We start from the raw sequence: 24698 nt of genomic DNA, 5'->3' as shown, positions 1-24698 counted from the left end.
TTTTTTATTGTATTACTTACATGGTATTACTTACAAACGTCAGCCACAGCGTTAGCAAAGTAGTCAATATTTGCTTGGCTTATACCAGCGACATTGACTCGGCTAGAGCCAACGATGTAAATACCGTACTCTTTTTGTAAACGCTCTATTTGCTCTTTATTAATACCTAAGAATGAGAACATACCATTCTGACGGTCAATAAATGAGAAGTCTTGGTCAATATCTTTTGCCGCTAAGCTATCTTTGATCAACGTACGAAGACCATTAATACGGTTACGCATTTCATCAAGCTCGCTGTGCCATTCTTGAGTAAGCTCTGTGCTTCCTAAAATAGTGTTAACAATATCTGCACCGTGCGCTGGCGGCATTGAGTAAATGCTGCGTACAACACTCAGCATGACTGAGTTTGATATATCAGCAGATTTGCTATCTTTAGCGATGATTGAACATGCGCCAATACGCTCACGGTATAAACCAAAGTTTTTAGAACATGAAGAACAAATTATCAACTCATCCACTGCATCAGCCAAGATACGTAAGCCATTTGCATCTTGCTCAAGACTTGCACCAAAACCTTGGTAAGCGATATCAACAAGTGGCGTAAAGCCGACTTCTTTCGCAAGCTCTGCAACAGCTTTCCATTGTGCTTCGTTTAAGTCCATACCACTTGGGTTATGGCAACAAGCATGCACAAGGACAACATCACCTTTTGGTACTTGCTTAAGCGTGTCCATCATTTCATTGAACAATAAATCTTTGTTTTCATAATCGTAATAAGGGTATTCTTTTACAGTTAAACCCGCAGCTTCAAATAAACTAATATGATTAGCCCAGGTAGGGTTAGTAACCCAAATAGTTGCTTCAGGATTACAACGTGCAACAAACTCAGCAGCAACACGTAAAGCACCTGTTCCACCTGGTGCTTGCGCTGTACGTACGCGATTAGCCAATAAAGCTTGGTGCTCGCCTAATAGAAGGCTTTCCATTTTTTGGCAGTAATCTAAGTTGCCAGCCAGACCAATGTACGATTTACTCGTCTCGTTTTCTAAACGAAATGCTTCTGCTTTTTTGACGGCAGTTAATACGGGTGTGTTACCTTGCTCATCTTTATAAACACCAACCCCTAAGTCAATCTTATTTGGGTTAGTATCTTGCTTATAGGCCGCCATAAGGCCAAGAATAGGATCTGTTGGTAATGGTTTTAGTACTGAGAACATTGACTATCTCTTATCGTTATTTAGGGGTTAGCTGTTGTACTTAGCTTAACATAAAAGCTCACTAGAATGACTAGTGTTATTTACACTAAAAAGTGAGGAATTTTAATACAGCACGCAATTAATAGTGCAAGCGTTTGATCAGTGAAAAAATCATTTTTAAATGCTTCACCATCTACAATCCCTACACAGTTATTTTGCACATCAAAAAGCGGTAAACAGGCTTCTGATTTCACTTTAGGATCACATGTGTAATATTCTCCGCCGCTCGCTAAATACTGCTCCACGTTATTGATCACTCGGCCTTTACTGCTCAAAGCAACTTGAACATTATTACTACCACTAGCAAATTGCTCTGTTAACGGAAAAAGAGGTCGGCTGGGTGCCCCAAAATAAGCCAGCTTAAGTAATTGCACTCCCACTTCGGTTTGGGTGTTTTGATATATCCCAAACCAGTCAACACCCGTTTTCTCAACAACATAATCAACTACGCTTTGTAACTGAGCCAGCTTTTGCCTCGTTTGAGCATCTTCAGCCAAATAATCGGTGAGTTTAAATGGTTCATCCTGAAGGTGACCAAATAAACTACATGCTCCTCCTTCACCAAGTTCAGGTATTTGATACTCCCAGCGAACAGCTGAGGGTTGGCTAGTAACCAAAAAATCTTCTAGCTTAGCAAGCTCCAAAGACACTAGTTGTTGAGGCACATTAAGTTGTGCATGAGATAAATAAGAAGAAACCATCTAGCCGTCCAAACATCCAAATAAAGCAAAATAGTAACATGTGATTTATTTGTAGACCAGCTTTGTACCTAAGTTAGTTTATAACACATTTCTATTTGGTTTCCGGAGGCGTTATAAGTCACATGCTCTGCTATTTCCTCTAGTAAAGAAATACCACGGCCATGCTCTCTTGATAAGCTCATTCCGTCACTAGCACTACTCTTATGGCCATTTCCCGAGTCACAAATAGTAAAATAAAGGCATAAACTGGTTGGGCAGTAACGCATATCTACGATGATCATCGCACCTTGCAAACTGTTTAGGGCTGCTTCGCGTTGTTGATAAAATTCTAAAAAACCATCTTCTTGGTTTTTTATATCAGAATCTAAGCCGAGTAACCCATGATCAACCGCATTATTGTAGGCCTCAGACAAAAGCAAAAATATATCCGAACGATGTGCTCTCAAGCCACTTATTCGAGTTAATACATCGACGATTTCAAGCACCGGATCAGTGGTTTTTATTTGCGTCGAATTCAAACTTAAAGACATATTAAATGGCAGTGGTGAATAACTTTCTTGTTCGCCTTTTTGTTTAGGTATTTGCAGGCAATTAAACAACACAATACTTAAATCATCTTGTTGCTTTTCACCTTGTGCAAAATGAGTAACATGATGAATAATGTCATCACATGAAATGCTCGGTTTCTCGGCCAGCAAGTCTATAAAGCGGTGCTCACCAAAATACTCTTCTTTATCATTTGTTGTTTCAATAATTCCGTCAGTGGCCAATACAACTCTCATCGTACTGTCTACTTCAAAATGAATCAGCTCACGTTCAAACTCATGCGTTTCTAATATACCCAGCGCCATGTGTTGTGACTCTAAGGTTTTAAGCACGTTACCGTGTTGATTTATAACATAAGCATCAGGTAACCCACCCAGCCAAGCAGAAACACTTTTCCCAGAGCTACTAAGCTCGATAATTGTGGCAGCACAAAACATATTACCTGGCAGCAATTTGACCAATAGTGTGTTTATCTCATTGGCTATATCACTGACCGCCATCCCCTTATTAACCATAGTGTAAAACACTTTGGAGGTTGGCAGAGCTCCCACTGCAGCCGCGAGCCCGTGTCCGGTAAAATCTCCAAGCATACAATACAAGCTACCGATTGGGCTTTGCGCAACTAAGAACACATCTCCGTTAAACATAGAGGCTGGCGATAAATGAAAGTCGATGTTATCTGGAAAGTCATGTTGGTTTTCAAGTGCATTATTAAATATATGCTCAACAATGTCGTGTTCACGTTCTGTTTGATTGTTGTGGTATTCCAATAATCTATTTTGTTTTTGCGCTTCGAGACTAAGCTTACGAGTTCTACTGTGTGCTTTTATTTTTGCTGTTAAAATTATTTTATCAAATGGTTTATGAATAAAATCATCACCGCCGAGTGCCAAGCAACGCTCAAAGCTTTCTTTATCATCTAAAGAAGTAATAAAAATGATAGGAAGGTAAACGTCTTTACTGCGCTGCTTTATTTTGGGGGCTGTTTCATAGCCATCCATTTCTGGCATGATTACATCTAAAAGCACGATATCAACAGGGCCACTATCAAGCACTTCAAGTGCTTCAATACCATTGCAGGCTGTTACTACATCATAATGTTGTTGCTCAAGCATGATCTTGAGCAAATCCCGATTAAGCTTTTGGTCATCAACAACGAGGATGCGCATCAGTCAATATCAAACTTCTTATCAAACCGTGATATTTGTAATATTTTCTTTAGTTGTGGTTGGCAGTTGCTAATACGGATTGAGTCTACAGAACTACCCAGTGTTTTTTTCATATTCAGTAGCATCCCTAAAGCTGAACTATCCATATAATCTGTTTCGCGCAAATCAATTTCCACTTTATCAGTACTATTGCCAATGTCGGCATAGGCTTGGCGAAACAATTGCACTAGATTAAAATCGAATTTACCTTTTATTTGAATTGTTAATATTTTTCCGTCACTCGATAGTGCTTTACTTAAACTCATTGTTTACTCCATATTGAAAACATAATCCGTTCTAATTGTTAATATAAACGCATACGTCCATATACGCCAAAAATAAAAGCAGGTTAGCAGAAATTTGTTATCATGCATGCCACAGAAGTCTATTTTTTCATAACAGGTTTAGCATGAGTGATAACAATCTCGTTTATTCAACAGAAACAGGTCGTATTAACCAACCTAAAGCAAGTAAAGAAATTGCCTCTAAGGTATTTAAAGACGGTGCTTTACGCATCGAGCGTCAAACCAAAGGCCGCAAAGGCAAAGGTGTTATGCTCGTAGTTGGTCTTGATAGTGAACAACATGACCTTAAAAAATTAGCGAAAACTATCAAAAGTAAAATGGGTCAAGGCGGTGCTGTGAAAGATGGGGTGATCGAAGTGCAAGGCGATGACCGTGAAAAGCTAAAAGCCATTTTAGAAGCTTTAAAGTTTAAGGTGAAAATCGCTGGAGGCTAGTCTCTCTAGGCGCTCAATTAAGGTTTTATAAAATTAAGAGACCGTCTCTATTAAATTATGAGCGCCATTGCGCTCATTTTAACGAGGGCTTGTTGACCTTTGCGGATTAAAACTTGTTCAAACTATGGACAGCTTAATCGTCTAGGTAGAACCCTTCTGACAGCATTTATTTGATGTTAATCTTGCGATATCAACTATTTAGAACAACCATAGAACACTTGCTAATACCAAACAGCCTGCTGCAAGTTTTAGCTTCTTAGAGCAAAAGTAACCATCACAACAGCATGATCTGTGCTTTGATCATCAATATCAAAATCTGGGTTTATTAAATGTCGGTCATATGTATTGTATGCAACAACGTCATAAAAGCTATCATGGTAACTAGCATCGAATTCGCATGATAATAAAATATAGTCAAGCACCGAGCTGTTTGCGCCAAAATAGTGTGTGGGTGTGCGTGTTGGTATGGCTTTATCAACCCTCGGACCACTTTCATGCCATAAAGCATTATTAGCCAGTGAGTTAACATACAAATCCCATGCGTCGTTAAGGCAGTATTTTGCGAGAAAAGCTTTAGAGTCAATGGCTGGTGCAAACCGTAAACTATTAGTCAGTAAATTACTTAACACGCCATCAGTAAGATTATTATTAAAATCACCCATTAATATAACCGGGTTTTGTGAACTTTCCCGTCGAGAAATTATTTCTGACATTAACAGTGTGGCTTCGCTGCCACGCTGTACTGTTGCTCCCCAACTCCCTGCAATGCTCGCACGTAGATGCTCAATAATACATTTTTCTGGCGTAACATCATTATGCTGTGCAATGTCGATGGTAGAGCGTTTCGACTTTAAATGCACAACATAGCAATCCGTTTCATCTAGGTGTGGTAAATCAACCGTCACTCGAAGCACTTTACGGCTGTATTCAAAATTAGCATCTAAACCTAACATAAGTGCTAAGTTGCGATCATGTTGCACAGCCTTAATGTTAGTAATAGGGTAAAATGATGCAATAGCAACGACAGGACGTGAATAGATAAAGTCATCTACCACCTGCGGTTCATCCACTGTGGCAAAATAGGCATAGCCGGCTTCATATAGAAGGCTTTTAAGTGATTCAATACTAAACACCTCCTGAAAACCAATGACATCAGGTTGATGTTGCTTTAAATAATCAGTAATCCAACGTTGCTTTTTCGCCCATTGCTGCACAGTATAAATTCGCTCAAACTCATAAAAAGCATTCGGCGGCTCAAGATAATTAAATAAATTAAACGTTGCCACTTTTAGCAAGTTGTGACCAATATCACTTGATGCATCTTCTCTGGTTTGCACAGATGTAAAGCCCTGTTGTATTGAATGACACTGGATAATAAACACCTACTCGTTTAAAAATCAAAATTTAATGCTAAAAGGTCAACATAAAAATGCAATACTGACTCATTACAGTCAGTAACCTGAACACTGAAGCTAAGACACAAAGTTAATAGCATAAACTTACGTGCTACCAGCTTGTTTGTAGACGTAAACCTAACGTAGCTGGCGATTGAAATAGCCGTTGCAAGTAACTTTGTTATCTAAAGTTCAAGTTAAATTCTGTACTGGCTACTCTGGCCTGCTTTATTTGGTCAAACTGATCATTTAGGATAAGTAACACGTAATAAAATTAATACCCCAAATTTATTAGCAACGATTAAGGATTCCTGATGAGTGATAACGATTATACCCCGCCTCAAGTATGGAAGTGGGACGCGAACAATGGTGGCGAGTGGGCTAAAACAAATCGCCCAATCGCTGGCGCAACTCACCAGCAAGATTTACCCGTTGGTGAACACCCTTTGCAACTATACTCGTTAGCCACCCCTAACGGCCAAAAAGTAACAATAATGCTCGAAGAACTTTTAGAGCGCGGTTTTAATGAGGCTGAGTACGACGCTTATTTAATAAAAATTGGTGATGGTGATCAATTCTCATCTGGATTTGTTAGTGCAAACCCTAACTCAAAAATACCCGCATTAATGGACCACAGTACTTCACCAATTACGCGTGTTTTTGAGTCAGGTGCAATTTTACAGTACTTAGCTGAAAAGTTTGATGTGCTTGTACCTCGCGACCATACGAGTAAAACAGAGTGTCGCAACTGGTTATTTTGGCAAATGGGATCTGCACCGTATTTAGGCGGCGGATTTGGTCACTTTTACGCGTACGCACCTTTTAAAATGCAATACCCAATTGACCGTTTTACCATGGAAGTTAAGCGCCAACTAGATGTGCTAAATCGTCATTTAAGCGATCACGATTACATGGCAGGCAGCGAATACTCAATTGCCGATATTGCTATCTGGCCTTGGTATGGCAATTTAGTATTAGGTAAATTGTACGATGCAGCTGAGTTTTTAGACGTTGAGTCATACACTCACGTATTACGTTGGGCTAAACAAGTAGAGCGCCGCCCAGCAGTAAAAAGAGGCATCCGCGTAAATCGCACATGGGGCCCAGAGGAAGATCAACTCGCAGAGCGCCACAGTAAAGATGATTTTTAAATTGTGTAAGTAAATTTTTGTATGAAAAAGCTCAGTAAAGAAGAAGTATACCAAAGACTTAGTAACACGGAAGACGCCAGGGCATGTAAAGCCATTGACGAAAATGCCTGCAAAGTCGTACCCGGTAACTTTATTACTCTTTTGGTTAGCCAGCTGTTTAGTAAGTTTGCTGATGCTTTACTAAATCCAAAAGTGACGTTGCCTTGGCTATTACAAAGCCTAAACGTACCCAGCAGCTTCATCGCATGGCTAGTGCCAATAAGAGAGTCTGGCTCCATGCTCCCGCAACTTGCAATCGCCAATGTAATTAGGCAGTGCAAAGTTAGGAAATGGGTTTGGGTTGTAGGTGCGCTCGTTCAAGCGCTCTGTATTGTTGCCATGCTTGTAAGCGCTTTAACTCTCACCGGTCATACCGCAGGATACGCAATCATTGCGTCTCTTATCGTATTTAGCCTTGCCCGTGGATTTAATTCGATTGCCTCCAAAGATGTACTTGGCAAGGTGATCCCTAAACAACAAAGAGGTAACATAAGTGGCCTTGCAGCTAGCTTTGCAGGCTTTGCCACCCTAACGTTTGGACTTGGTTTATGGTATTTACAAACTCTAGGCTTTGAAAATGGCGTGTATATTGCGCTTATGCTCGCCGTTGTTATGTGGCTATTTGCCGCCCTCTCGTACAGCCAAATTAAAGAATATGCTGGTGCAACTGAAGGCGCTAAAAATGGATTGATGCATGCTTTATCAAAATTGACTTTACTGTATGAAGATAAGCAGTTTGCTCATTTTGTTTTTACTCGCGCACTGCTACTGTGTTCCGCTTTAAGTGCACCATTTTATATTGTGCTAGCAAGCGAGCAAGCGTTCGACTTTTCATTACTTGCTACCTTCATGGCTTTATCAGGGCTAGCAAGCCTAGTGTCAGCGCCTATATGGGGAAGATTAAGTGATTTATCCAGTCAGCGGGTATTGGTGTTTGCCGCACTTTTAGTTACCCTAAACGGCCTAGCTGTTTATCTAATCGCCCGCTTTAATCCGTCAGCATTAGATGAGTTTTGGCTATTACCGTTGTGCTACTTTTTCCTCACAGTTGCTCACCAAGGTGTTAGGCTAGGTCGTAAAACTTATTTAGTCGATATGGCTCAAGGCAATAAACGCACTGATTATGTTTCTGTCAGTAATACGGTGATCGGACTTGTATTACTTATATTAGGAAGTGTGGGCCTGCTCAATGCTTATTTATCAACCGCTGAACTAATTTTATTCTACAGTTTACTTGGTTTAGCTGGAGCTATAAGTGCTTGGCGACTGCCCAACACTTAACCCTGACAATAAAAACTAGGTTGAATTAGCTAACGAAAACATAAAGGCGACCGAGGTCGCCTTTTACTAATCTTTTAAGTGTTTATCAAAAAAATCTAGAAACGCCTGCAACGTTTTAATTCGGTAAGGCTGGTGTGATAAATAGTGATCGCCATCTTCAAGCTCAATATAAGTGACCTCTTTATCTTCATCACTGAGTTCATCTTCCATTTCTTGGCTATGATACACAGAAACGATATTGTCATCTGAACCATGCACCAATAGCACTGGACGGTTAATTTGTTTTGCAAAGTTAACAGGCGAGTACTTTTCAAGCTCATCATCGTCGGTGCCAAACTGCTTGCGAACAATTTCTTTATTAGTGAAATAACGCGCTTTTGAAACTATGTATTCCAAATCTGTGACACCTGCAAAGCTTGCTGCGCATTTAAATGTTTCAGGGTGCTTAACGACTGCCATCAATGCTGCATAACCACCATAGCTTGCGCCACCGATACAAATTTTGTCTTTATCAGCGATACCTTCATCGACTAACCAAAGTGCGGCATCTTGCAGGTCGTCTTGCATTTCTTTACCAAACCCTTGCACCGAGGCCATCATAAAGTCATGCCCATAACCACTTGAGCCTCTAAAATTAGGTTGCAGAACCGCATACCCATTGTAAGTTAACAGTGCAGTCCAATAATCAAACCCGGCATAATCACGTGCCATTGGCCCACCATGCGGAAACACGATGGTCGGCAACTTATCTCCAGCTTTATAACCCACAGGTAAGCTTAAGTAGCCCTCAATGGTCAGTCCATCTCTGGCTTTGTAACTAATGTGTTTTTTATCAGTGTAAACAGTGCTATCAATATCTGGGTAGGCATTGGCAAATACCACCAGCTCGCCACTGTCGCGGTTACCTAACATGTACGTACCAGCACTTTCATCACCGGTTAAGTAAATGACATATTGTCGCTGATCATGGCTGGTATCAATAATATCCAAATCAAACTTTTCACTGGGCAACACTGAGCGAAGAGACGTATGCAGTTTATTTAAGTCTTCATCCCAATAGCGTACTCCATCTTCAAGTTGAGAGTGGGTAAATCCAGCCACATTATTCGTCAGTGAAGAATAAAAGATAGAGCCATCAAAATCATAATTCTCATCACTAAAGAGCAACTCGTTTTTATTGGTGGTTAAATCCATTTTATACAAAGCGTCACGGCCATCTTTAAGTGCGGTGTAATAAATAATGTTAGGGTTTTTATCAAACCCTAAAATACTCACACTCTCTTTACTAAATGCGCTAAAACTAAATAACGTTTTACGCTTTGCTCTGTCTTCGATATATAAAATATATTCAAATTGATCTTCATCCATTTTCATCGCAATGCGCACATTGCCTTGCCTATCAGCAATCCAGCTGGTTACTTTGCTTCGAGCACGCTGCACTTTTTTCTTACGGAAAGTATTTAAATTAAGCTCATACACCGCAGGCGTGTTTGCTATATCGTAGTCCCCCTGAACTAAAATAGTGTCTTTTCGTTCGGGTAAAAAGCTGATCACTTGATCGCCAAATTGAGGCTGGCGTTCATCGCGACTAGAATTGGGTTTTATAGCAAGTCTAACGTTTTCTTTCTCTTTTATATTGTAGGCATACATGCGTGTTGATGAGTATTTTGGCCCACCAAACTCACGCTTTATGTAACGTGCCCCTAGCAACAAAACCTCGTCATTAGCCCAGGTGTACCAATCAAAGAAAATAGTGTGGTTATCAGAGCGAATGATTGGTGTGAAATCTTTCTTTTTTCGGTCATAAACCATTAACACCAATTCACCATTGACGTTACGAACAAAAGCAAGGTTTTCACCATTGGGAGAGAGCTTTAATTGGCTAAAAGCTTTGAGCGATGCAAATGATTCAACAGGTAATGCTGTTTTTTGGCCAGCTAACGCAGTGAAGCTCAGTATTAGTAACAAAGCAGGAAGTATAAACTTCATGGAAAGTCCATTTAAATAATTTTTGTATCAGCAATTTTAACATAACCATAATGGGAACTTCCAGATGTTAGTTGTTCACTCCCTGCGTATGTTACCCAAACATCACTGCAATTTATTACACTTGCTTACAAAACTAAGATTGTAAAACCAGCTTGATTGTTAATAATACATTTACAAAAATTACCAACGATTAAAATTAAATGGAATTAAATATGCTCAAAACATTTTTAGCCACGTCAATTCTCTTCGCATCGCCGCTTGTACTTGCAAGTCAACAACTTGCTATTAAAACAAACAATGAATTAATAACCACAGACACTTCAATGGCATTTGCCTATAACGATGAGTTACAGCAATTGGCGCAAGTGGATTTAGCGAATAACCTTAATTATATGCTCACACTGCCACAGCATTCTTTGGGCTTTGACACGGCGATACTTGCCAATAAGCAACACCCTCAAGCTTTAATTTTGACCACTGATGGGGTCTACCTCAGTGAAAAAGATAAAAGCGTTTTATTATTCAAATATGAGTCCGTTTTAAACCGTTTAGAAAGTGATAAATTCACTAAAGTGAACTTTATAATTGATGCCAATAAAGATGGTTTAAGCGATATTCTTTTGCCAGATATTGAAACAAATACCCTGTACATTCAGGATAAACAAGGGAAATTTAACGCGCATACTTTCACTAAACAAGCTCAATTTAAGGGTGACTTTAGATCCAGTCGATTTAAATTAGATATTGATATTAGTATTGCTCCACAAGTCATCGATTTAAACCAAGACGGCCTGACTGACTTAGTGTTTTCAAACAAAAAAAACGCCCAAGTATTACTGGCCAATGAAACTGGTTTTGCACAAAACACCTCCTATTTAGACTTCAACATGCAACTTGGCAAAACACCGGATGGTGAAACTCTCGAAATTGAATCACTGCTGGATATAAATAACGACGGTTTTGTTGATCTTATTACCAAAAGAGTGCCCGACGTTGATGGTATGGATGCGATGAGTGCAACCGTTCACCGTCAACTTCACATGGGGTTAGCCGCTGGCGGCTTTGCACAAAAAGCGTTCAAACTACCTAAAACCAGTATGATAGGTGATATAAAGTTTGATGAAGATTTTGATAACGATGGCTTGATGGACTTACAGCTATTTAATATCGATTTTGGTCTTGGCACCATTGCATCGATGGCAATGGGCGGAGGCGATACCGAGGTAGATGTTGAGTTCTCTGTACATAAACAACTCACAAGCGGTCAATTTAGTGAAGACCCAAATGCCGATTTTGAAGTAGAAATGCCACTTTCAATGTCTAACAACTCATCACTCAAACCACTACTTTTAGGTGATATAAATGGTGATAACAAGCTTGATGCCATCTATAAAAGCGGCCGTAAAACACTTTCTGTTTACTATGGTGGAGGCGACGACTTACTCAGTAGCAAACGCAAGAAAATCAAACACAAATTACCTGAAAAAAACCACAACATCCTACTGCTGGATATTAATAATGATGCAAAAAAAGACTTCGTATTTAAATTTACCGACGAAGACGGCACTAGCACAATTAAAACTATTATTAATTAACAGCCAGCGTACTAGGCTTATTACAACTTATCTGTCGTATAGCAACTATTGCTATACGACCACTCGCTTGGTGTAAACGTTTCAACACGTAGTCGCTCATATCTGCTGTGAGACTTTCTACCGAGTAAATTTAGATTTCAGCTCACAGACATCGATCAGCGTAAACCGGACGGTCGAACAAACTCATTTTTGGACAGAACCGAGTTGGGCGCCTTCAGCTCAAATCCACCCTTCGGATAACTTTTAGTCGCAAAGCGAACTCAGCCACCGTTCCTATTGGAGGCAGATCCGCGCAGAACTGGACAAAAGCTGTCATCTGTTGTGCCAGACTTACTTTATGCAGAACTTGCTAAAAGGTATGCATGTAACCCGTCAGTTCATGAAGTACCATTATCCTATTCGGTGTTAGAACACATTAATGCTTTAGATTTCATATCATCTTTTGACTTCTCATGTGACCGCAAAGTATCTATTTTATTCAGTCATCACCTATTTGTAGCAACTATTGGGAGGGCTACTCATAGAAGCCGAATAACCTACCTATTGAGCACTGTTTAATACAGATAATGATAAACATGTCAAGAGTAACTCTAAGCACAGGCGCTAGAATTAGCGACTTAGCACCGATATCGGTGTTACTATATGCACATAAAGAAGATAGCTAATGGTATGGAAACAATAAGCCCTATGAAAGAACATTCTCAATCTGAACACAAGATAACTTATACCTCTTCCTCGGCTTCAAAACCACTAGGAACAATTGATGCTCAATCTCCAGAAGCCTTGGATATTGGAAGAAAAATCCATGAGTCGTTACAAGGAGTACCAAGTCAGATTGCACATGATACTCTTGTGGATACTCAAAGTAAGATTGAAGAAGGGTTACATGAGGAAGCAATAGACTTACTGCTACAGAATGCATTCTTTATCACTAAGCTAAAAGATAAGCGAGTTTTGGACGTTATTGAGTCAATCGATAGCACTAATCTGGATAAAGAACTTAGGAAATCACACTTATCGCTTTGCCTTGGATATGCGTCAATCATCGGCGAGTTAAACGCAGTCATTAAGTATGTTGAACTCTTGGAAAGTGAGTTTTCAGAAAATCTAAATGATAGTTACTTGGAAGGCTTCATTTTAGAGAGAGCAAGATACGCTAAAGAAGAGGGCAAGAGGAATCTGGCCGTAATTCAGTATCAAGAGTTGATAAAAAGAGAAAATGCCTCACCAAGGAATACAGCAGTTGCTTATCAGGGCTTAGCAGATCTCGCCACCAACGAAGAGGATATCGCTCGATATCATCGATTAAGTGCAGACAAATTTCTTGAAGCAGGACAGAAAAAGGGTGCGATTACTAATTTACTGCAACTCTCTAAGCTACAAGCTAAAGAGTCACAATCTTCAGCATTAGAAACATTGGAAACTTGTTTAAAATTAGTAGATTCAGATGACTTGCTTGAGCGTCACGGAAAAGCCCACCTCTTACAGGACAAAGCCACATATTTGCATAAGCTAGGAAGTAAACTAGAAGCTTTAAAAACTATTGAAGATGCAATTGGTCTAGATGAAGGTGTTTTTGGTGCTGAAATCAATTTACATACTTCGTACATGATGGCAGCTCAATATGCTTTAGAACTTGGCATTCAAGACAAAGCTAATCGCTACAATCAGTTGGCTGTGGACATTGGTTCAACTATTGATGATGAGTTATTCAATCTTCAAACTAAAGTTGCTGATTACTACGATGAACATAATCAACTGAGTAAGGAAATTTTAGATGATGTATTGGCGTTTGGTAACTCTGGCTTAATTGGGACGGTCTTACTCAAAGAATCTATCAATCCATCTAATTCAATTACAGATTCAATAGACTTCTTAGATGCGGCACTGGGACACTTAGAGAAGGACGATAGAGGGGTAGTTGATTTAGTCCATTTTCATTTTGGTCTCATATATCAAGAGCAAGGATTAACAACTGACGCAGAAGCAAGCTACCTGAAGTCTCTTGATGCCAATCCATATAACTACCCAGCAGCAAACAACCTAGCAGGACTTTATATGGAAAGTGAACAATGGGAGAAAGCCTGTAAGCTTTTTAGTTCAAGAATCAAGTTGTTGGGTGAATTACCAAATATGTGTTTTGGGTACGGTAAGGCTCTTTACGAACAGCATAAGTATCACGAAGCTTTAGAATACTTTAATAAAGCAAACCCAGATACAGAAGGTCTACAGCAATTAAAGGAAGAGTGCTTTATCAAGATGCCCAAAGGCATGATTGCTACTAGTTTCAAACCTGAAGTTGTCGTTCAAATTACCAGTGATGGTATGCTTGCTGCTCTAAACGAGTTCTCAGCTACAGTATCTTCTCAAAATAGGATGCACTTTTGGCAATCTGATAAGAAAGGAGGTCATAAGTGGAACAAGAACCCAGAAGAAATTGGGAAACAGCTTCTTATTACATTTTTATCAGCAAAGTTTGGACAAAGTAACATACAAATAATACAGGAGCACCGTGCTGGAGCTGGCTTCGTTGACTTATACCTTTTACTTGCTGGCGGCCTAAAGGTAGTTGTGGAGCTTAAAATGTGTGGCCCTTCATACTCAAGTTCTTACGCAATATCAGGAGAAGATCAGATAATTCACTATCAAAATAATACGGGTTCTAATTTAGGGTATTTGGTTGTTTTTGACGGCAGGAAAAGAGATTATGCCAAAGGGCTTAAAAAGCTTCAAGTTATTGAAAATAAAACCATTTACTCTATCGCTATTGATGTTCGAAACACCGTCAAGTAAAGCTCTTATCTGAGCGAAACACGGCTTAATTCGCGACTAGCTTAATTATAAAATGCTACAACTTAAAGTCTCCATTACGATGGTATTGATACCAGTGGACATGCATAACAATGCAGGCAGATTTTTTACTCAGGAAGCCTATTTTTGAAAGGAGTTGGGAGATTCCGTGCATCGATGTTGCGCGGTGTGCCATTAGTAAAAGTAGGGCTATTTTCTGGCGGGATTTACCACCGTTTTGTTGCGCAAACTTGAAAAGGGGCAAAAGTGAGTTAGAGCCGAATGTCCGGAAATGCCACATTTCCGACTGCCAGGTCGCGTCTGTTAATTCAATCTGCCTTTCAACGTTAACACTTCTTCGCTTAACACTTTAAAAAAGCATTACCTCTATTACGTTTAATGGCAGCGCTATAAGCTTGGCCGCTTCAAACTAAAAATATCCGTTGTTTTAGCAAACTCATCTCCGCCCAATTTACCTACGCTCTTTAAAGCAACGGGGTCGATATAACCATCAACCAGTGCTTCATCGTCAATATAAACCCCCGCAACATCAAGTAACATCATTTGCCCACCAGCTGATTGTTCACTAATGGTAATCACCTCGCGAAGGGTGCACTCATAACGAACTTTTGATGACGCGACACTTAAAGGTTTTACTGTTTGGCTTGCTGTGGACTCGATATTTGCAGCGATAAATTCGCTGACTTCAGGTGAGTAGTTTGCACAGCTTTGGTTCATTTGCTCCACTTGCTGTTCACTGACAATATTAACCACACACTCTTTGCTCGCCAACAGATTGTTTAGCGTGTCTTTATTGCGCTTTTCACCGGGGTTAACCTGGGTAACACTCAATACAGGCGGGTTCACACTTGCTACAGTAAAAAATGAATAAGGCGCAATATTTGCCACGCCATCAGCACTAAGCGTACTTACCCACGCAATTGGGCGAGGAGTAATACCGCCTACTAACTGACTATAGATAGTTGGTTTTTCAAGGGGGTGAGTTAAATCTATAAACACGTATCGCTCGCTTTAATGTTAATAAAAATAAAAAAGTCATACGTATTAAACGCGTTCAGTGTTTGTCACGTATTGAAATAAAATGGATTAATAAAACCCTAATGGCAAGTTTATTATATGACACACTCTGTATATTGGTTCACTCACGACCTACGGTTATCAGACAACGCGCTTTTACGGCGTGCATGTGAACAAAGCTCTTCAATCAGCTTTATCTATTGCATTGATCCTGAGTGGTTTAAAAGCAATCGGTTTAATTGCCAAGCTTTGGGAGGGCAACGATGGGCGTTTTTAGTCAAATCACTGCACCAATTAAACAGCCAGCTGAACGCGCGTGGTCAACATTTAGTTGTTTATTTTAAGTCGCCGCTGGAAGTGATTGATCATTATTACTCTCATCATAATACCCGAGTAATTTACTGTAGCGACCAAGTTGGCTTATACGAACGGCAATCACTCAGTGCAATCACTGATAAATACAGCGAGATTACACTTAAACAAAGCAATACATTTACCTTATATGACATACATCAATTACCTTTTGATTTAAGTGAGTTGCCGTCAACATTCAGTAAATTTCGTAAAAAGGTAGAATCATCAAACCTCTCGATAAAATCACCGGTTGAAAGACCTAGCCATTTCCCCCCACCGTTAATTGCGCCGGTACCTTGGCCTAAATCTTTGCCTCAGATTGAACAGGTAAACTGTGAGTTTGATGCGGGTGAAATAGCAGCTAAAAACCATCTTAACCAGTACTTTTCAAGTTCAGCTCCGAGCGAATATAAACTGACTCGTAATGCCCTCGATGGCATGGCAAATTCAACTAAATTTTCGCCTTGGCTTGCCAATGGTAATGTGTCGGTGCGACAAATCATGCACGCACTGCAAGAATATGAGCAACAACACGGCGCGAATGATTCAACTTACTGGATTTACTTTGAGCTACTTTGGCGTGAATATTTTCAGCTTTATAGTGCGCGCTATGACCAGCAATTATTTGCATTTAGCGGCATAAGTTCAAACAAACCACTCACAAGTTTTTATCCTGGACGCTTTAAACAATGGTGCATGGGCACTACCCCCTACCCCATTGTCAACGCCTGTATGAAACAACTTAATAAAACGGGCTACATGTCTAATCGTGGACGACAACTGGTTGCCAGCTGTTTAGTCAACGAGCTCAAATTGGATTGGCGTTTTGGTGCGGCTTACTTTGAACAACAACTCATTGATTACGATGTGGCAGCAAACTGGGGCAACTGGCAATACCTTGCTGGGGTGGGCGCTGATCCTCGCTCTGGCAGGCATTTTAACTTAGTTAAACAAACTCACACTTATGATCCCGAAAATACCTTTATTAAGCGCTGGCGAGGTGATGAGGTTTATAGCATAGACTCTGCTGATGCTGCAGATTGGCCATTAAGCAGTTAATAATGCGCGAAAAGGTTAATTTAGTCTGGTTTAAACGAGATTTACGTTTATCTGATCATCAGCCACTTAAGTACGCGTTTGACAGCCCACTGCCGACCCTGCTTATTTATAATTTTGAGCCGCTGCTGCTTGATGATGCTCACTATAACGAGCGTCATTGGCGTTTTGTTTACCAATCGTTAGTTGAAATGAATAAACAGCTCGCGCGCTTTAATGCCCGCGTTTATCTGTTTAACAGCTCTATGGATGAGCTACTCGATTCATTAAACAACCAGTTTGAAATTGTTAGCTTATTGAGCCATCAAGAAATTGGCTTAAATAACACGTTTGAGCGCGACAAAGCGGTTAAAAAATGGTGTAAACATTATGCAATAAACTGGCTTGAGTTTCCTACCGGTGGGGTTATACGCGGGGCTAAAAGCCGTAAAGGCTGGAACGAACACTGGCATCAAAACATGCATAGCCCTATTGCTATTCCAAACTGGAAAAACGTCAATGCGGTGGCATTAAATGATTACCAAATGCCCACGTTACCCGATAGCTACACAGAGCAACATCCACACTTTCAAATTGGCGGTGCGTTGGCAGCACAGCAAGTTATGCAAAGCTTTTTTGAAAGTAGAGGCAAAGGCTATCAAAAAGGTATTTCAAGCCCCAGTTTAAGCCAAACCCATTGCTCTAGGCTCTCGCCTTACTTAGCGTGGGGCAACATTAGCCTTAGGCAAGTGTACCAAAAGGCAATCGATGCATATGACTCAAAACACCCTGACAAACGAGGCTGGAAGCGCCCACTAGCGGCGTTTGTCTCGCGCTTACATTGGCATTGCCATTTTATGCAAAAGTTTGAAAGTGAATGTTCAATGGAATTTAAAGCGCTTAATCCGGGGTATCATCAATTTCCCTACCGCGATGACGATAAGGTCGCTGAGGATATACAGCGTTGGGCTCAAGGGCAAACAGGCGTGCCGATTATTGACGCCTGCATGCGCTGCTTAAAACACACCGGCTACATTAATTTTAGAATGCGCGCCATGTTGGTCAGCTTTGTGACCCACCACTTAAACATAAGCTGGCAGCAAGCGAGTTTCCCCTTAGCTAATTACTTTTTAGACTTTGAACCGGGCATTCACTATCCGCAAATACAAATGCAAGCCTCAGTGACCGGTATTAACACCATTCGCCACTACAACCCAATTAAGCAGTCTGAAGATCAAGACCCACATGGCGAGTTTATAAAAAAGTGGTGCCCAGAACTTGAAAAGCTGCCCATAGAATACTTACATGAACCATGGCAGCAAACGCCAATGGAAGCGTTATTTAACGACTTTAAAATAGGCGAAGACTACCCCGAACCCATGGTAGATTTAACAAAAGCCTCAAAAGAAGCGCGCGATAGGCTGTGGCAATACCGTGAACGGCGCGATGTACAACGGGCTATCCCAGCGATACTCAAAGCCCATGTAAGCATTACACCGCGACCAAAAAACACTAAAAAGAAGCGTAACAATGGCGCATAAAAAATTACATTTACCGCAAAAAAACTGCCCCGTTTGCAAGCGTGACTTTACTTGGCGCAAAAAATGGCAACGGGACTGGGACAACGTTATTTATTGCTCGCAGCGGTGCAAAAACAAGCAGTTTTTTAAATTCAACTAGTTGACTAAACATAACAAAGCTTTGTTATCACCTCTTAAAATACGGTAACATAAAACTTCTTAGTGCGGCCGTTGTCGCAATCAAACTTGAACGCAAATAAAAACTAAATTATGAGATGCTCTTTAGCGGCTTATAATAATTTTAAGCATATAAGCTCTTCAAGTAACAATATAAATTAAGGGACACTATGAATTGTACAAGTTGTGGTAAAGGGTTACTTAAACCTAGTTTTATTGAAGGTCAATTTCGTTCGCATACATGCACGCACTGTAATGGCCACTGGATACTAATCGAAGACTTTGCAGCTTGGAAAGAGCGTAATCCAAACTTTGCGTTTGCTGAGAACATCTCATTCGAAGCCGACGCTACAGACACTAAAAAAGCATTAATTTGCCCGGTATCAGGTGTCATTATGCGGAAATTTCGTATTTCATCATCAACTGACCACCGTATAGATTACAGCGCACCAGTAGGTGGTATCTGGTTAGATGCGGGTGAGTGGGAATTACTAAAAGAAGAAGGCTTAGCTGGTACACTGAACGCAGTAGTAACACAACAATGGCAAAACCAAATTCGCGAGCAAAGTACCAAGCAAAACTTTAGTGACATATATGCTGATAAATTTAGCAATGACACTTATGCAAAAGTAAAAGAACTTAGGGAATGGTTGAATGCACAGCCGCAAAAAGCCGATTTAAGAGCCTATCTTTTGGCTGAAGATCCATACTCTGCAGAGAAGTAGTATCTTAATTTAGCAAAATTATACTGCCATTATTAAGATAATAATGGCAGTAAAGTTACCTCAAAGCCCATGTAAGCGCTACACCGCGACCAAAAAACATTAAAAAGAAGCGTAACAATGGCGCATAAAAAATTACATTTACCGCAAAAAACCTGCCCCGTTTGCAAGCGTGATTTTACCCGGCGCAAAAAATGGCAACGGGACTGGGACAACGTAATTTATTGCTCAGAGCGGTGTCGGCGTAATTCAAAGTAAAGTGAACAAAAAATCAACCTTGCTTTATTACGCCAAGATGTTACATTTTAGGTACAACCAGTTGAAGCTATATTTCAAAGCAAAAACATGGAGTAACATAATTCTTAACAAGGAGTGATTATGAAGTTACTAAGTCTATTTTTAATCGTTTTTACACTGACCTATTCACTGTCTGCAAATGCTGCGTTTACAAAGTACTTCTTTGAAGACCGTAATAAAAATGAAGTTGAACTATTATTGGTCGGCCATTTTAAAAATCCGAGTGTTGTTGGCTTTATACAAGACTGTTCGTTAAATAACTGTGATGACTCAGAGTCAATTAACAACCAAGTCCATGATTTTGTGGCATCAGTACAACGCAATGAAATTTATACGTATAAAAATACAACCATGATGTATTCAATGCTTACTTGGCTTAACTCCCTATTACCAACAAAAGACTCTTCAACACTCAGTATTCAACGCACTGAGGCGATTACACATTACTTAATGTCTGCTGATTCAAAAAAGCCACCTATTATGATGGTTAGAAAAGAAGCCGACTCGCCTGTGGATGTATGCGCAATAGACAGTACTGGTTGTAAAGTGATTGACGACATTATTTTCACAAAAGCACCTAATGGGGGCGTTTCTGTAGGAATGACTGCAAACCCTTATAAAACAGAAAATACGCTGTTGTATAAGAACCTGTTAGAAACGTTTATGCTTAGCATGCACAATAAGTGGCGCTGTGCCAGTACAGGAACTAACAGTGATAGTGATATAAAGTGGTCTATGGCATGTGACTATTGATGAGAGTCGTCTCTCAATGACCCCTTTTAACACCATTGCTTACACTTGGTGTTAAAAGGGTTTTAAATTTAGCCCTTAATGATAAGCCCGAAACTTCCTCAATTATCACCGCTGATATTGTGATTACTGACAATAACAATATGAACATTCCCCCATAATTAAACGCGCCAGCGATAAACTTAAAAGCACGACTCCTAGATCGCATTTATCGCAACACTCGTTATTGAGTTAACGTGATATGAATTTCAGTCCCTTGGTTATTAACTGTTTTGAATAACCAATTTTGATGCTCACATAATCGCTTAACTATTGATAAACCAAAGCCATAGCCTGTGCTTTGCTCCCCTTTCACAAAGGCGTCTGTTATGTTTGCTGATATGCTTTGTTCAATACCAGGCCCGGTATCTGCAACAATTAATGTCATACCCCGTACTTCAATACTCACCTGTCCTTGTGTTGTATATTGAAATGCATTGCCAATAATATTATCCAGTAACACTTTAACCATACCCGGTTGCGCCATCACGCTAATATCGCAATTATCATGCACTTTAACGTCTATTGGCTTGTTATTAATCAAGTGGCTATGATCAATAACCGCCTGCTCAATTAAGGGTAATAACTTTACGTTGTGTTTATCCGCATCAGTATGCTCTTGCCGTGCTAAGGTTAACAACGTAACCACGGTTTGCTCCATTTGAGTGCATGCTTGCGATATACGACTAATCACTGGATTACTCGCATCGTCATAAATTTTTTGGCGCATAGTAACCTTATTTTTAAACTTACTCTTACACGCTTGGGGTACGCCACTAGCTATAATAAATTGCGCTTTGTTGCGGGGGCAACGGGACTGGGACAACGTAATTTATTGCTCAGAGCGGTGTCGGCGAAACGCAAAATAAACCTTGGTGTCAATATTGCAAACCCTACTTGAGTATCGTGTAAATACCGACTAGCCGGTATAAGCATGAAGAGCTTGCAATGTTATTGCAAACTTTACACAACAAACCCAAGGAGACATTATGACGATTAAAAAATCAGCATCAGCCAATTGGTCTGGGGATATTAAATCAGGTAAAGGATCAATAAGTAGCGAAAGTGGTGCACTTGAGAGCCAGCCATATGGGTTCAACACTCGCTTTGAAGACAAAGCTGGCACTAACCCAGAGGAGCTGGTTGCAGCAGCCCACAGTGCCTGTTACAGCATGGCGCTGTCGCTAGCACTTACTGAAGCGGATTATGTAGCCGATGACATCAAAACCACCGCAACCGTTAGCCTAGATGAGGTAGATGATGGCTTTGAAGTGAGTCACATTGCGCTTAATGTAGAGGCTAAGATTGAGGGTATTTCACAATTAAAGTTTGACGAACTATGCGTACAAACCAAAGAAGGTTGCCCAATATCGAAGCTAATGAATGCTGAGATATCACTGTCAATGCAGTTAAATTAATACATTAGTTAACTATTAATTATATTAAGCCAAGCTATTTTGCTTGGCTTTTTAATGTTTATGGCAAATACGCTACTTATACCAATTCGCTTAATTAATGAGTCAATTTTAAGGTAAAAAACCTCGTAGATAACAAGGCAAAAATTACGTTACTTAATTGTTCTCGGCAATTACTCCTGCATCCATGCAGTCGTAAATCAAAAATTTTTAACGTCGTTAGCGTCATCCCTCAAAATGATTTAGTATCATTACGGGCTGGTATTACTAGCTTAAAATTTTTTGCTACAGTAAGCTTATATTAAAACTTATCCTTACATGCTTGGGATACACCATCAACCATGCTCACTGTTTTTATTAGCGCCCTTTTAAAATCTGCTGCTTGTTCTGACGTGGGTACTATTTCATAAATACTTGCTGAGCAGCGATGTTGGTCGCCAATAATGATTTCATAATCTTTATTTTTATCAAATGTATGCGAAATGAAAGTACCACATTTAAATGTGTAGTGATTTTGAACGGCCATAATGTATTGCGCCTTATTAGCGGGAACTAAAATCTCATGGGCTGCCCCATTAGGGTAATCCCACAAAGGCATACCTAATCGCTTGGAAGATTCAGCCCACGACGCCATTGGCTCACCAATTAACCTTAACCACGTTTTTTTATCATCACACTGTGCATTACTGTATCCATAAACCCATGTGTGGTCGTTGCCAACACGCGTGCCAATTCGAACATTTGCAGTATCGCCAGAGGTTGGAACCTTATACTGTACCGCACACCCAGTTAGTAAAAATAATAAAACTAAACACTTCCACATGATTGATTTTCCATTAAATTATGAGGTTAAGGAAAGGTGATTATATGGTTTTATATAAAGCACCAAAATTTACCGAAAAGAATTGTACACGCTTTTAAATCTAAACATACCTTTTCAAGGTACTTTTATTGATGTGGCACGTTAGCTCTATTAGCTAGCTTATTTTTAAAACACAGCTGCTTAGCCGTAGGGTCAGTTTTGATGTGTTTGTTCGATTTTATTTTTATATTGAACATAAATAACCCTTACCTTATTTCCGATTGTGCCCCAGGCACTTTTATTAACTGGGGTTTTTAGTATTGCCCTTTTGATTACACGGGAATGAATTCTTACAGGGTGTTCAAACAAAACCTTATAATTCGTAATCTGACCTTCACTTGTTACATCGAATTTAACTTCAGATTCTGAGTTTACATACGAGCAAGCAGACGGCAATGAGGCTCTAACTTTTAAATTGTCATCGGCAAAAAGTTGTGGTGTCTTACCTAGATACTCCACTCTAGTTTGGAAGGTATCTAATGCCGTTATAGAAAGATCACTGCAAGCTTTTATCTCGCCGAATTGTATAGCACCTACCATAAGTAAAATACTGAGCATAATTTAAAACCTAATACTGCATTAAGAGACTAAAATTGTGGTTTATCCTAAAGCATAAAGACATTATCTATCTAAAGAGACGTATCACCAATAAGGTCATGCTGTAACATCAAAATCTTCGTTGGCTTTTGATTCCTTGGGTATTTTTCCATTTATAAATTCCCTGAAAACATCAAAGTACCCGTGTAAACACGCTGATTTATTATTATGCATTCAAACTCAAGGTAGACTAAGTGCCCTTAGCGTTACAGGTAATGCTTGGCTAAAATAAAGCGAAAAATAAACGCCGAGCAAACATTTGACGTTATTTTTGATGCATTTTTTATATTTGAAATACTCTATTTTTCAATAATTGGCGGGCTTAAATTAAAACGGAATTTTATTTTCTCTTTAAACTCAATTGGAAAATCAATTGCAATATTATGTGATGTAGCTTTCTGTGAAGAAAAATGTCGTTTTGATGAGTATAAAGCCTCTTTAATTGGCGCTAAAGGCAAAGAAGAAGGCGTCAAACCCAAATTTTTAATTTTAACAACTTTCCCTTTTTCATTAAAAGATATCTTGGCAGTCACCTTTCCTGTCTTCGCGTTAATAACCGTTCCTTCTTCAAAAACTGGATTAGGCACTTCCACGAATACCTCTGCGATATCAATATTCACCGAAGGCATACAAGCAAGGCTTGAGAAGCTAAAAGTTAAAAGCACAATAAAGAGATATTTCATAGTGACCTTTCAAATATACCAATTTTATCAAAGAGTCTTTTCCCCATTTTTACTTGGGAGGAAAACACAAAAACAATAAATACACTCAACCAAAACTGTATCATTGGGTAAAATAGTGGCTTGATCAATTATTCTAAACGACTAACAAGCAGCTGTTAGTTGCTGTTGTGCTAGCAGTTTTTTGAGTCGCTCGTTTTCTTCTCTTAATAAAGCAACTTCCTCTTCCAGCGGTAATTTTTTATCTACGGTGTGCTCGCCGTTGCGCTTTTCGCGTAGGTGCATAATCACTTGTTCTGAGCTTACAATGTCACCTACTTTTGCCTTAAAGTTATGAATAACGCCTGCTTGTGGTGTCACAACCTCTAACACGGCTTTTTCAAGTTCTACATCAAACAGTGCTTGATTAACAATGACTTCTTGACCGTCATTCACATAAATAGCGGCTATCTTTGCCTCGCCCATTGAGTCGTATAATTCTGGTGCGTTGATTTCCATCTCTTTTTCTCCTTTATGTTTAAAA

General features: G+C 39.7%; 24 protein-coding genes. 12 read left to right on the top strand and 12 right to left on the bottom strand.

Annotation, left to right across the window (positions count from 1 at the left end; all coding sequences use genetic code 11):
* Positions 1-26: 26 nt before the first annotated feature.
* From C7Y70_RS16915 to C7Y70_RS16900, 4 genes are all read right to left on the bottom strand, one after another.
* Positions 27-1217 (bottom strand): amino acid aminotransferase, encoded by a 1191-nt coding sequence (locus C7Y70_RS16915; RefSeq protein WP_099296899.1) that lies wholly within the window; start codon positions 1215-1217, stop codon positions 27-29.
* An 80-nt stretch (positions 1218-1297) separates the two neighbouring features.
* Positions 1298-1957: a GAF domain-containing protein gene (locus C7Y70_RS16910; protein ID WP_135476031.1), complete on the bottom strand. Its 660-nt coding sequence runs from the start codon at positions 1955-1957 to the stop codon at positions 1298-1300.
* Between the two features lie 68 nt (positions 1958-2025).
* Positions 2026-3672: a fused response regulator/phosphatase gene (locus C7Y70_RS16905; protein WP_135476029.1), complete on the bottom strand. Its 1647-nt coding sequence runs from the start codon at positions 3670-3672 to the stop codon at positions 2026-2028.
* Positions 3672-3977, bottom strand: a complete 306-nt coding sequence (locus tag C7Y70_RS16900; RefSeq protein WP_099296902.1) for an STAS domain-containing protein — start codon at positions 3975-3977, stop codon at positions 3672-3674. Before C7Y70_RS16900 ends, C7Y70_RS16905 begins: the two co-directional genes overlap by 1 nt.
* Before the next feature lie 143 nt (positions 3978-4120).
* Between C7Y70_RS16900 and C7Y70_RS16895 the strand changes: the two genes are divergently transcribed.
* Complete coding sequence (locus C7Y70_RS16895; RefSeq protein WP_099296903.1) at positions 4121-4450, top strand: stress response translation initiation inhibitor YciH; 330 nt, start codon at positions 4121-4123, stop codon at positions 4448-4450.
* A gap of 248 nt (positions 4451-4698) precedes the next feature.
* On the opposite strand, the gene C7Y70_RS16890 is transcribed toward C7Y70_RS16895, so the two are convergent.
* A complete protein-coding gene (locus C7Y70_RS16890; protein ID WP_099296946.1) occupies positions 4699-5736 on the bottom strand; it encodes an endonuclease/exonuclease/phosphatase family protein in 1038 nt (345 codons plus the stop codon).
* A gap of 422 nt (positions 5737-6158) precedes the next feature.
* Between C7Y70_RS16890 and yghU the strand changes: the two genes are divergently transcribed.
* Positions 6159-6995, top strand: coding sequence for a glutathione-dependent disulfide-bond oxidoreductase (yghU, locus tag C7Y70_RS16885; RefSeq protein WP_135476027.1), 837 nt, complete (start codon positions 6159-6161; stop codon positions 6993-6995).
* Between the two features lie 21 nt (positions 6996-7016).
* Entirely contained in the window at positions 7017-8315 is a 1299-nt protein-coding gene (locus tag C7Y70_RS16880; protein ID WP_135476025.1) for an MFS transporter, read from the top strand.
* 66 nt (positions 8316-8381) lie between these two features.
* Here C7Y70_RS16880 and C7Y70_RS16875 read toward each other — a convergent pair whose 3' ends face one another.
* Positions 8382-10304 carry a S9 family peptidase gene (locus C7Y70_RS16875; RefSeq protein WP_135476023.1) on the bottom strand — a complete coding sequence of 641 codons (1923 nt, stop codon included), beginning with the start codon at positions 10302-10304 and terminating at the stop codon, positions 8382-8384.
* Between the two features lie 212 nt (positions 10305-10516).
* Here C7Y70_RS16875 and C7Y70_RS16870 point away from each other — a divergent pair, with 212 nt between their 5' ends.
* The gene (locus C7Y70_RS16870; RefSeq protein ID WP_135476021.1) at positions 10517-11899 is read left to right on the top strand and encodes a VCBS repeat-containing protein; all 1383 of its coding nucleotides are present in this window, start codon (positions 10517-10519) and stop codon (positions 11897-11899) included.
* Positions 11900-12586: 687 nt separating this feature from the next.
* Positions 12587-14692, top strand: coding sequence for a hypothetical protein (locus C7Y70_RS16865; protein ID WP_135476019.1), 2106 nt, complete (start codon positions 12587-12589; stop codon positions 14690-14692).
* Positions 14693-15097: 405 nt separating this feature from the next.
* On the opposite strand, the gene C7Y70_RS16860 is transcribed toward C7Y70_RS16865, so the two are convergent.
* On the bottom strand, positions 15098-15709 hold the full coding sequence (locus C7Y70_RS16860) for a flavin reductase family protein (protein WP_135476017.1): 612 nt from the start codon (positions 15707-15709) through the stop codon (positions 15098-15100).
* A gap of 117 nt (positions 15710-15826) precedes the next feature.
* Here C7Y70_RS16860 and C7Y70_RS16855 point away from each other — a divergent pair, with 117 nt between their 5' ends.
* The 6 genes from C7Y70_RS16855 (at position 15827) to C7Y70_RS16830 (ending at position 20585) form a co-directional block, all read left to right on the top strand.
* Positions 15827-17140, top strand: coding sequence for a DASH family cryptochrome (locus C7Y70_RS16855; protein WP_135476015.1), 1314 nt, complete (start codon positions 15827-15829; stop codon positions 17138-17140).
* A 2-nt stretch (positions 17141-17142) separates the two neighbouring features.
* Positions 17143-18657, top strand: a complete 1515-nt coding sequence (locus C7Y70_RS16850; protein ID WP_135476013.1) for a deoxyribodipyrimidine photo-lyase — start codon at positions 17143-17145, stop codon at positions 18655-18657.
* The gene (locus C7Y70_RS16845; RefSeq protein ID WP_135476012.1) at positions 18647-18796 is read left to right on the top strand and encodes a DUF2256 domain-containing protein; all 150 of its coding nucleotides are present in this window, start codon (positions 18647-18649) and stop codon (positions 18794-18796) included. The genes C7Y70_RS16850 and C7Y70_RS16845 overlap by 11 nt, the downstream gene beginning before the upstream one ends.
* A 187-nt stretch (positions 18797-18983) precedes the next feature.
* Positions 18984-19538 carry a zf-TFIIB domain-containing protein gene (locus C7Y70_RS16840; protein ID WP_099296913.1) on the top strand — a complete coding sequence of 185 codons (555 nt, stop codon included), beginning with the start codon at positions 18984-18986 and terminating at the stop codon, positions 19536-19538.
* Between the two features lie 117 nt (positions 19539-19655).
* A complete protein-coding gene (locus C7Y70_RS16835; protein ID WP_099296914.1) occupies positions 19656-19793 on the top strand; it encodes a DUF2256 domain-containing protein in 138 nt (45 codons plus the stop codon).
* A 120-nt stretch (positions 19794-19913) separates the two neighbouring features.
* Positions 19914-20585 carry a hypothetical protein gene (locus C7Y70_RS16830; protein WP_099296915.1) on the top strand — a complete coding sequence of 224 codons (672 nt, stop codon included), beginning with the start codon at positions 19914-19916 and terminating at the stop codon, positions 20583-20585.
* Between the two features lie 220 nt (positions 20586-20805).
* Here C7Y70_RS16830 and C7Y70_RS16825 read toward each other — a convergent pair whose 3' ends face one another.
* A complete protein-coding gene (locus C7Y70_RS16825; protein WP_135476010.1) occupies positions 20806-21351 on the bottom strand; it encodes a HAMP domain-containing sensor histidine kinase in 546 nt (181 codons plus the stop codon).
* Positions 21352-21610: 259 nt separating this feature from the next.
* Between C7Y70_RS16825 and C7Y70_RS16815 the strand changes: the two genes are divergently transcribed.
* On the top strand, positions 21611-22039 hold the full coding sequence (locus C7Y70_RS16815) for an OsmC family protein (RefSeq protein ID WP_135476008.1): 429 nt from the start codon (positions 21611-21613) through the stop codon (positions 22037-22039).
* 298 nt (positions 22040-22337) lie between these two features.
* On the opposite strand, the gene C7Y70_RS16810 is transcribed toward C7Y70_RS16815, so the two are convergent.
* The 4 genes from C7Y70_RS16810 to C7Y70_RS16795 form a co-directional block, all read right to left on the bottom strand.
* On the bottom strand, positions 22338-22859 hold the full coding sequence (locus tag C7Y70_RS16810) for a hypothetical protein (RefSeq protein WP_135476006.1): 522 nt from the start codon (positions 22857-22859) through the stop codon (positions 22338-22340).
* 192 nt (positions 22860-23051) lie between these two features.
* Positions 23052-23456: a hypothetical protein gene (locus tag C7Y70_RS16805; protein ID WP_135476004.1), complete on the bottom strand. Its 405-nt coding sequence runs from the start codon at positions 23454-23456 to the stop codon at positions 23052-23054.
* A gap of 338 nt (positions 23457-23794) precedes the next feature.
* Complete coding sequence (locus C7Y70_RS16800) at positions 23795-24178, bottom strand: hypothetical protein (RefSeq protein WP_135476002.1); 384 nt, start codon at positions 24176-24178, stop codon at positions 23795-23797.
* A 141-nt stretch (positions 24179-24319) separates the two neighbouring features.
* Positions 24320-24673, bottom strand: a complete 354-nt coding sequence (locus C7Y70_RS16795) for a biotin/lipoyl-containing protein (RefSeq protein WP_135476001.1) — start codon at positions 24671-24673, stop codon at positions 24320-24322.
* Positions 24674-24698: the final 25 nt, after the last annotated feature.

The organism is Pseudoalteromonas sp. KS88 (genome assembly GCF_004766475.1).
GTDB lineage: Bacteria > Pseudomonadota > Gammaproteobacteria > Enterobacterales > Alteromonadaceae > Pseudoalteromonas.
Note: the sequence above shows the minus strand (reverse complement) of the source record. Positions and strands in the feature narration are given on the sequence as shown.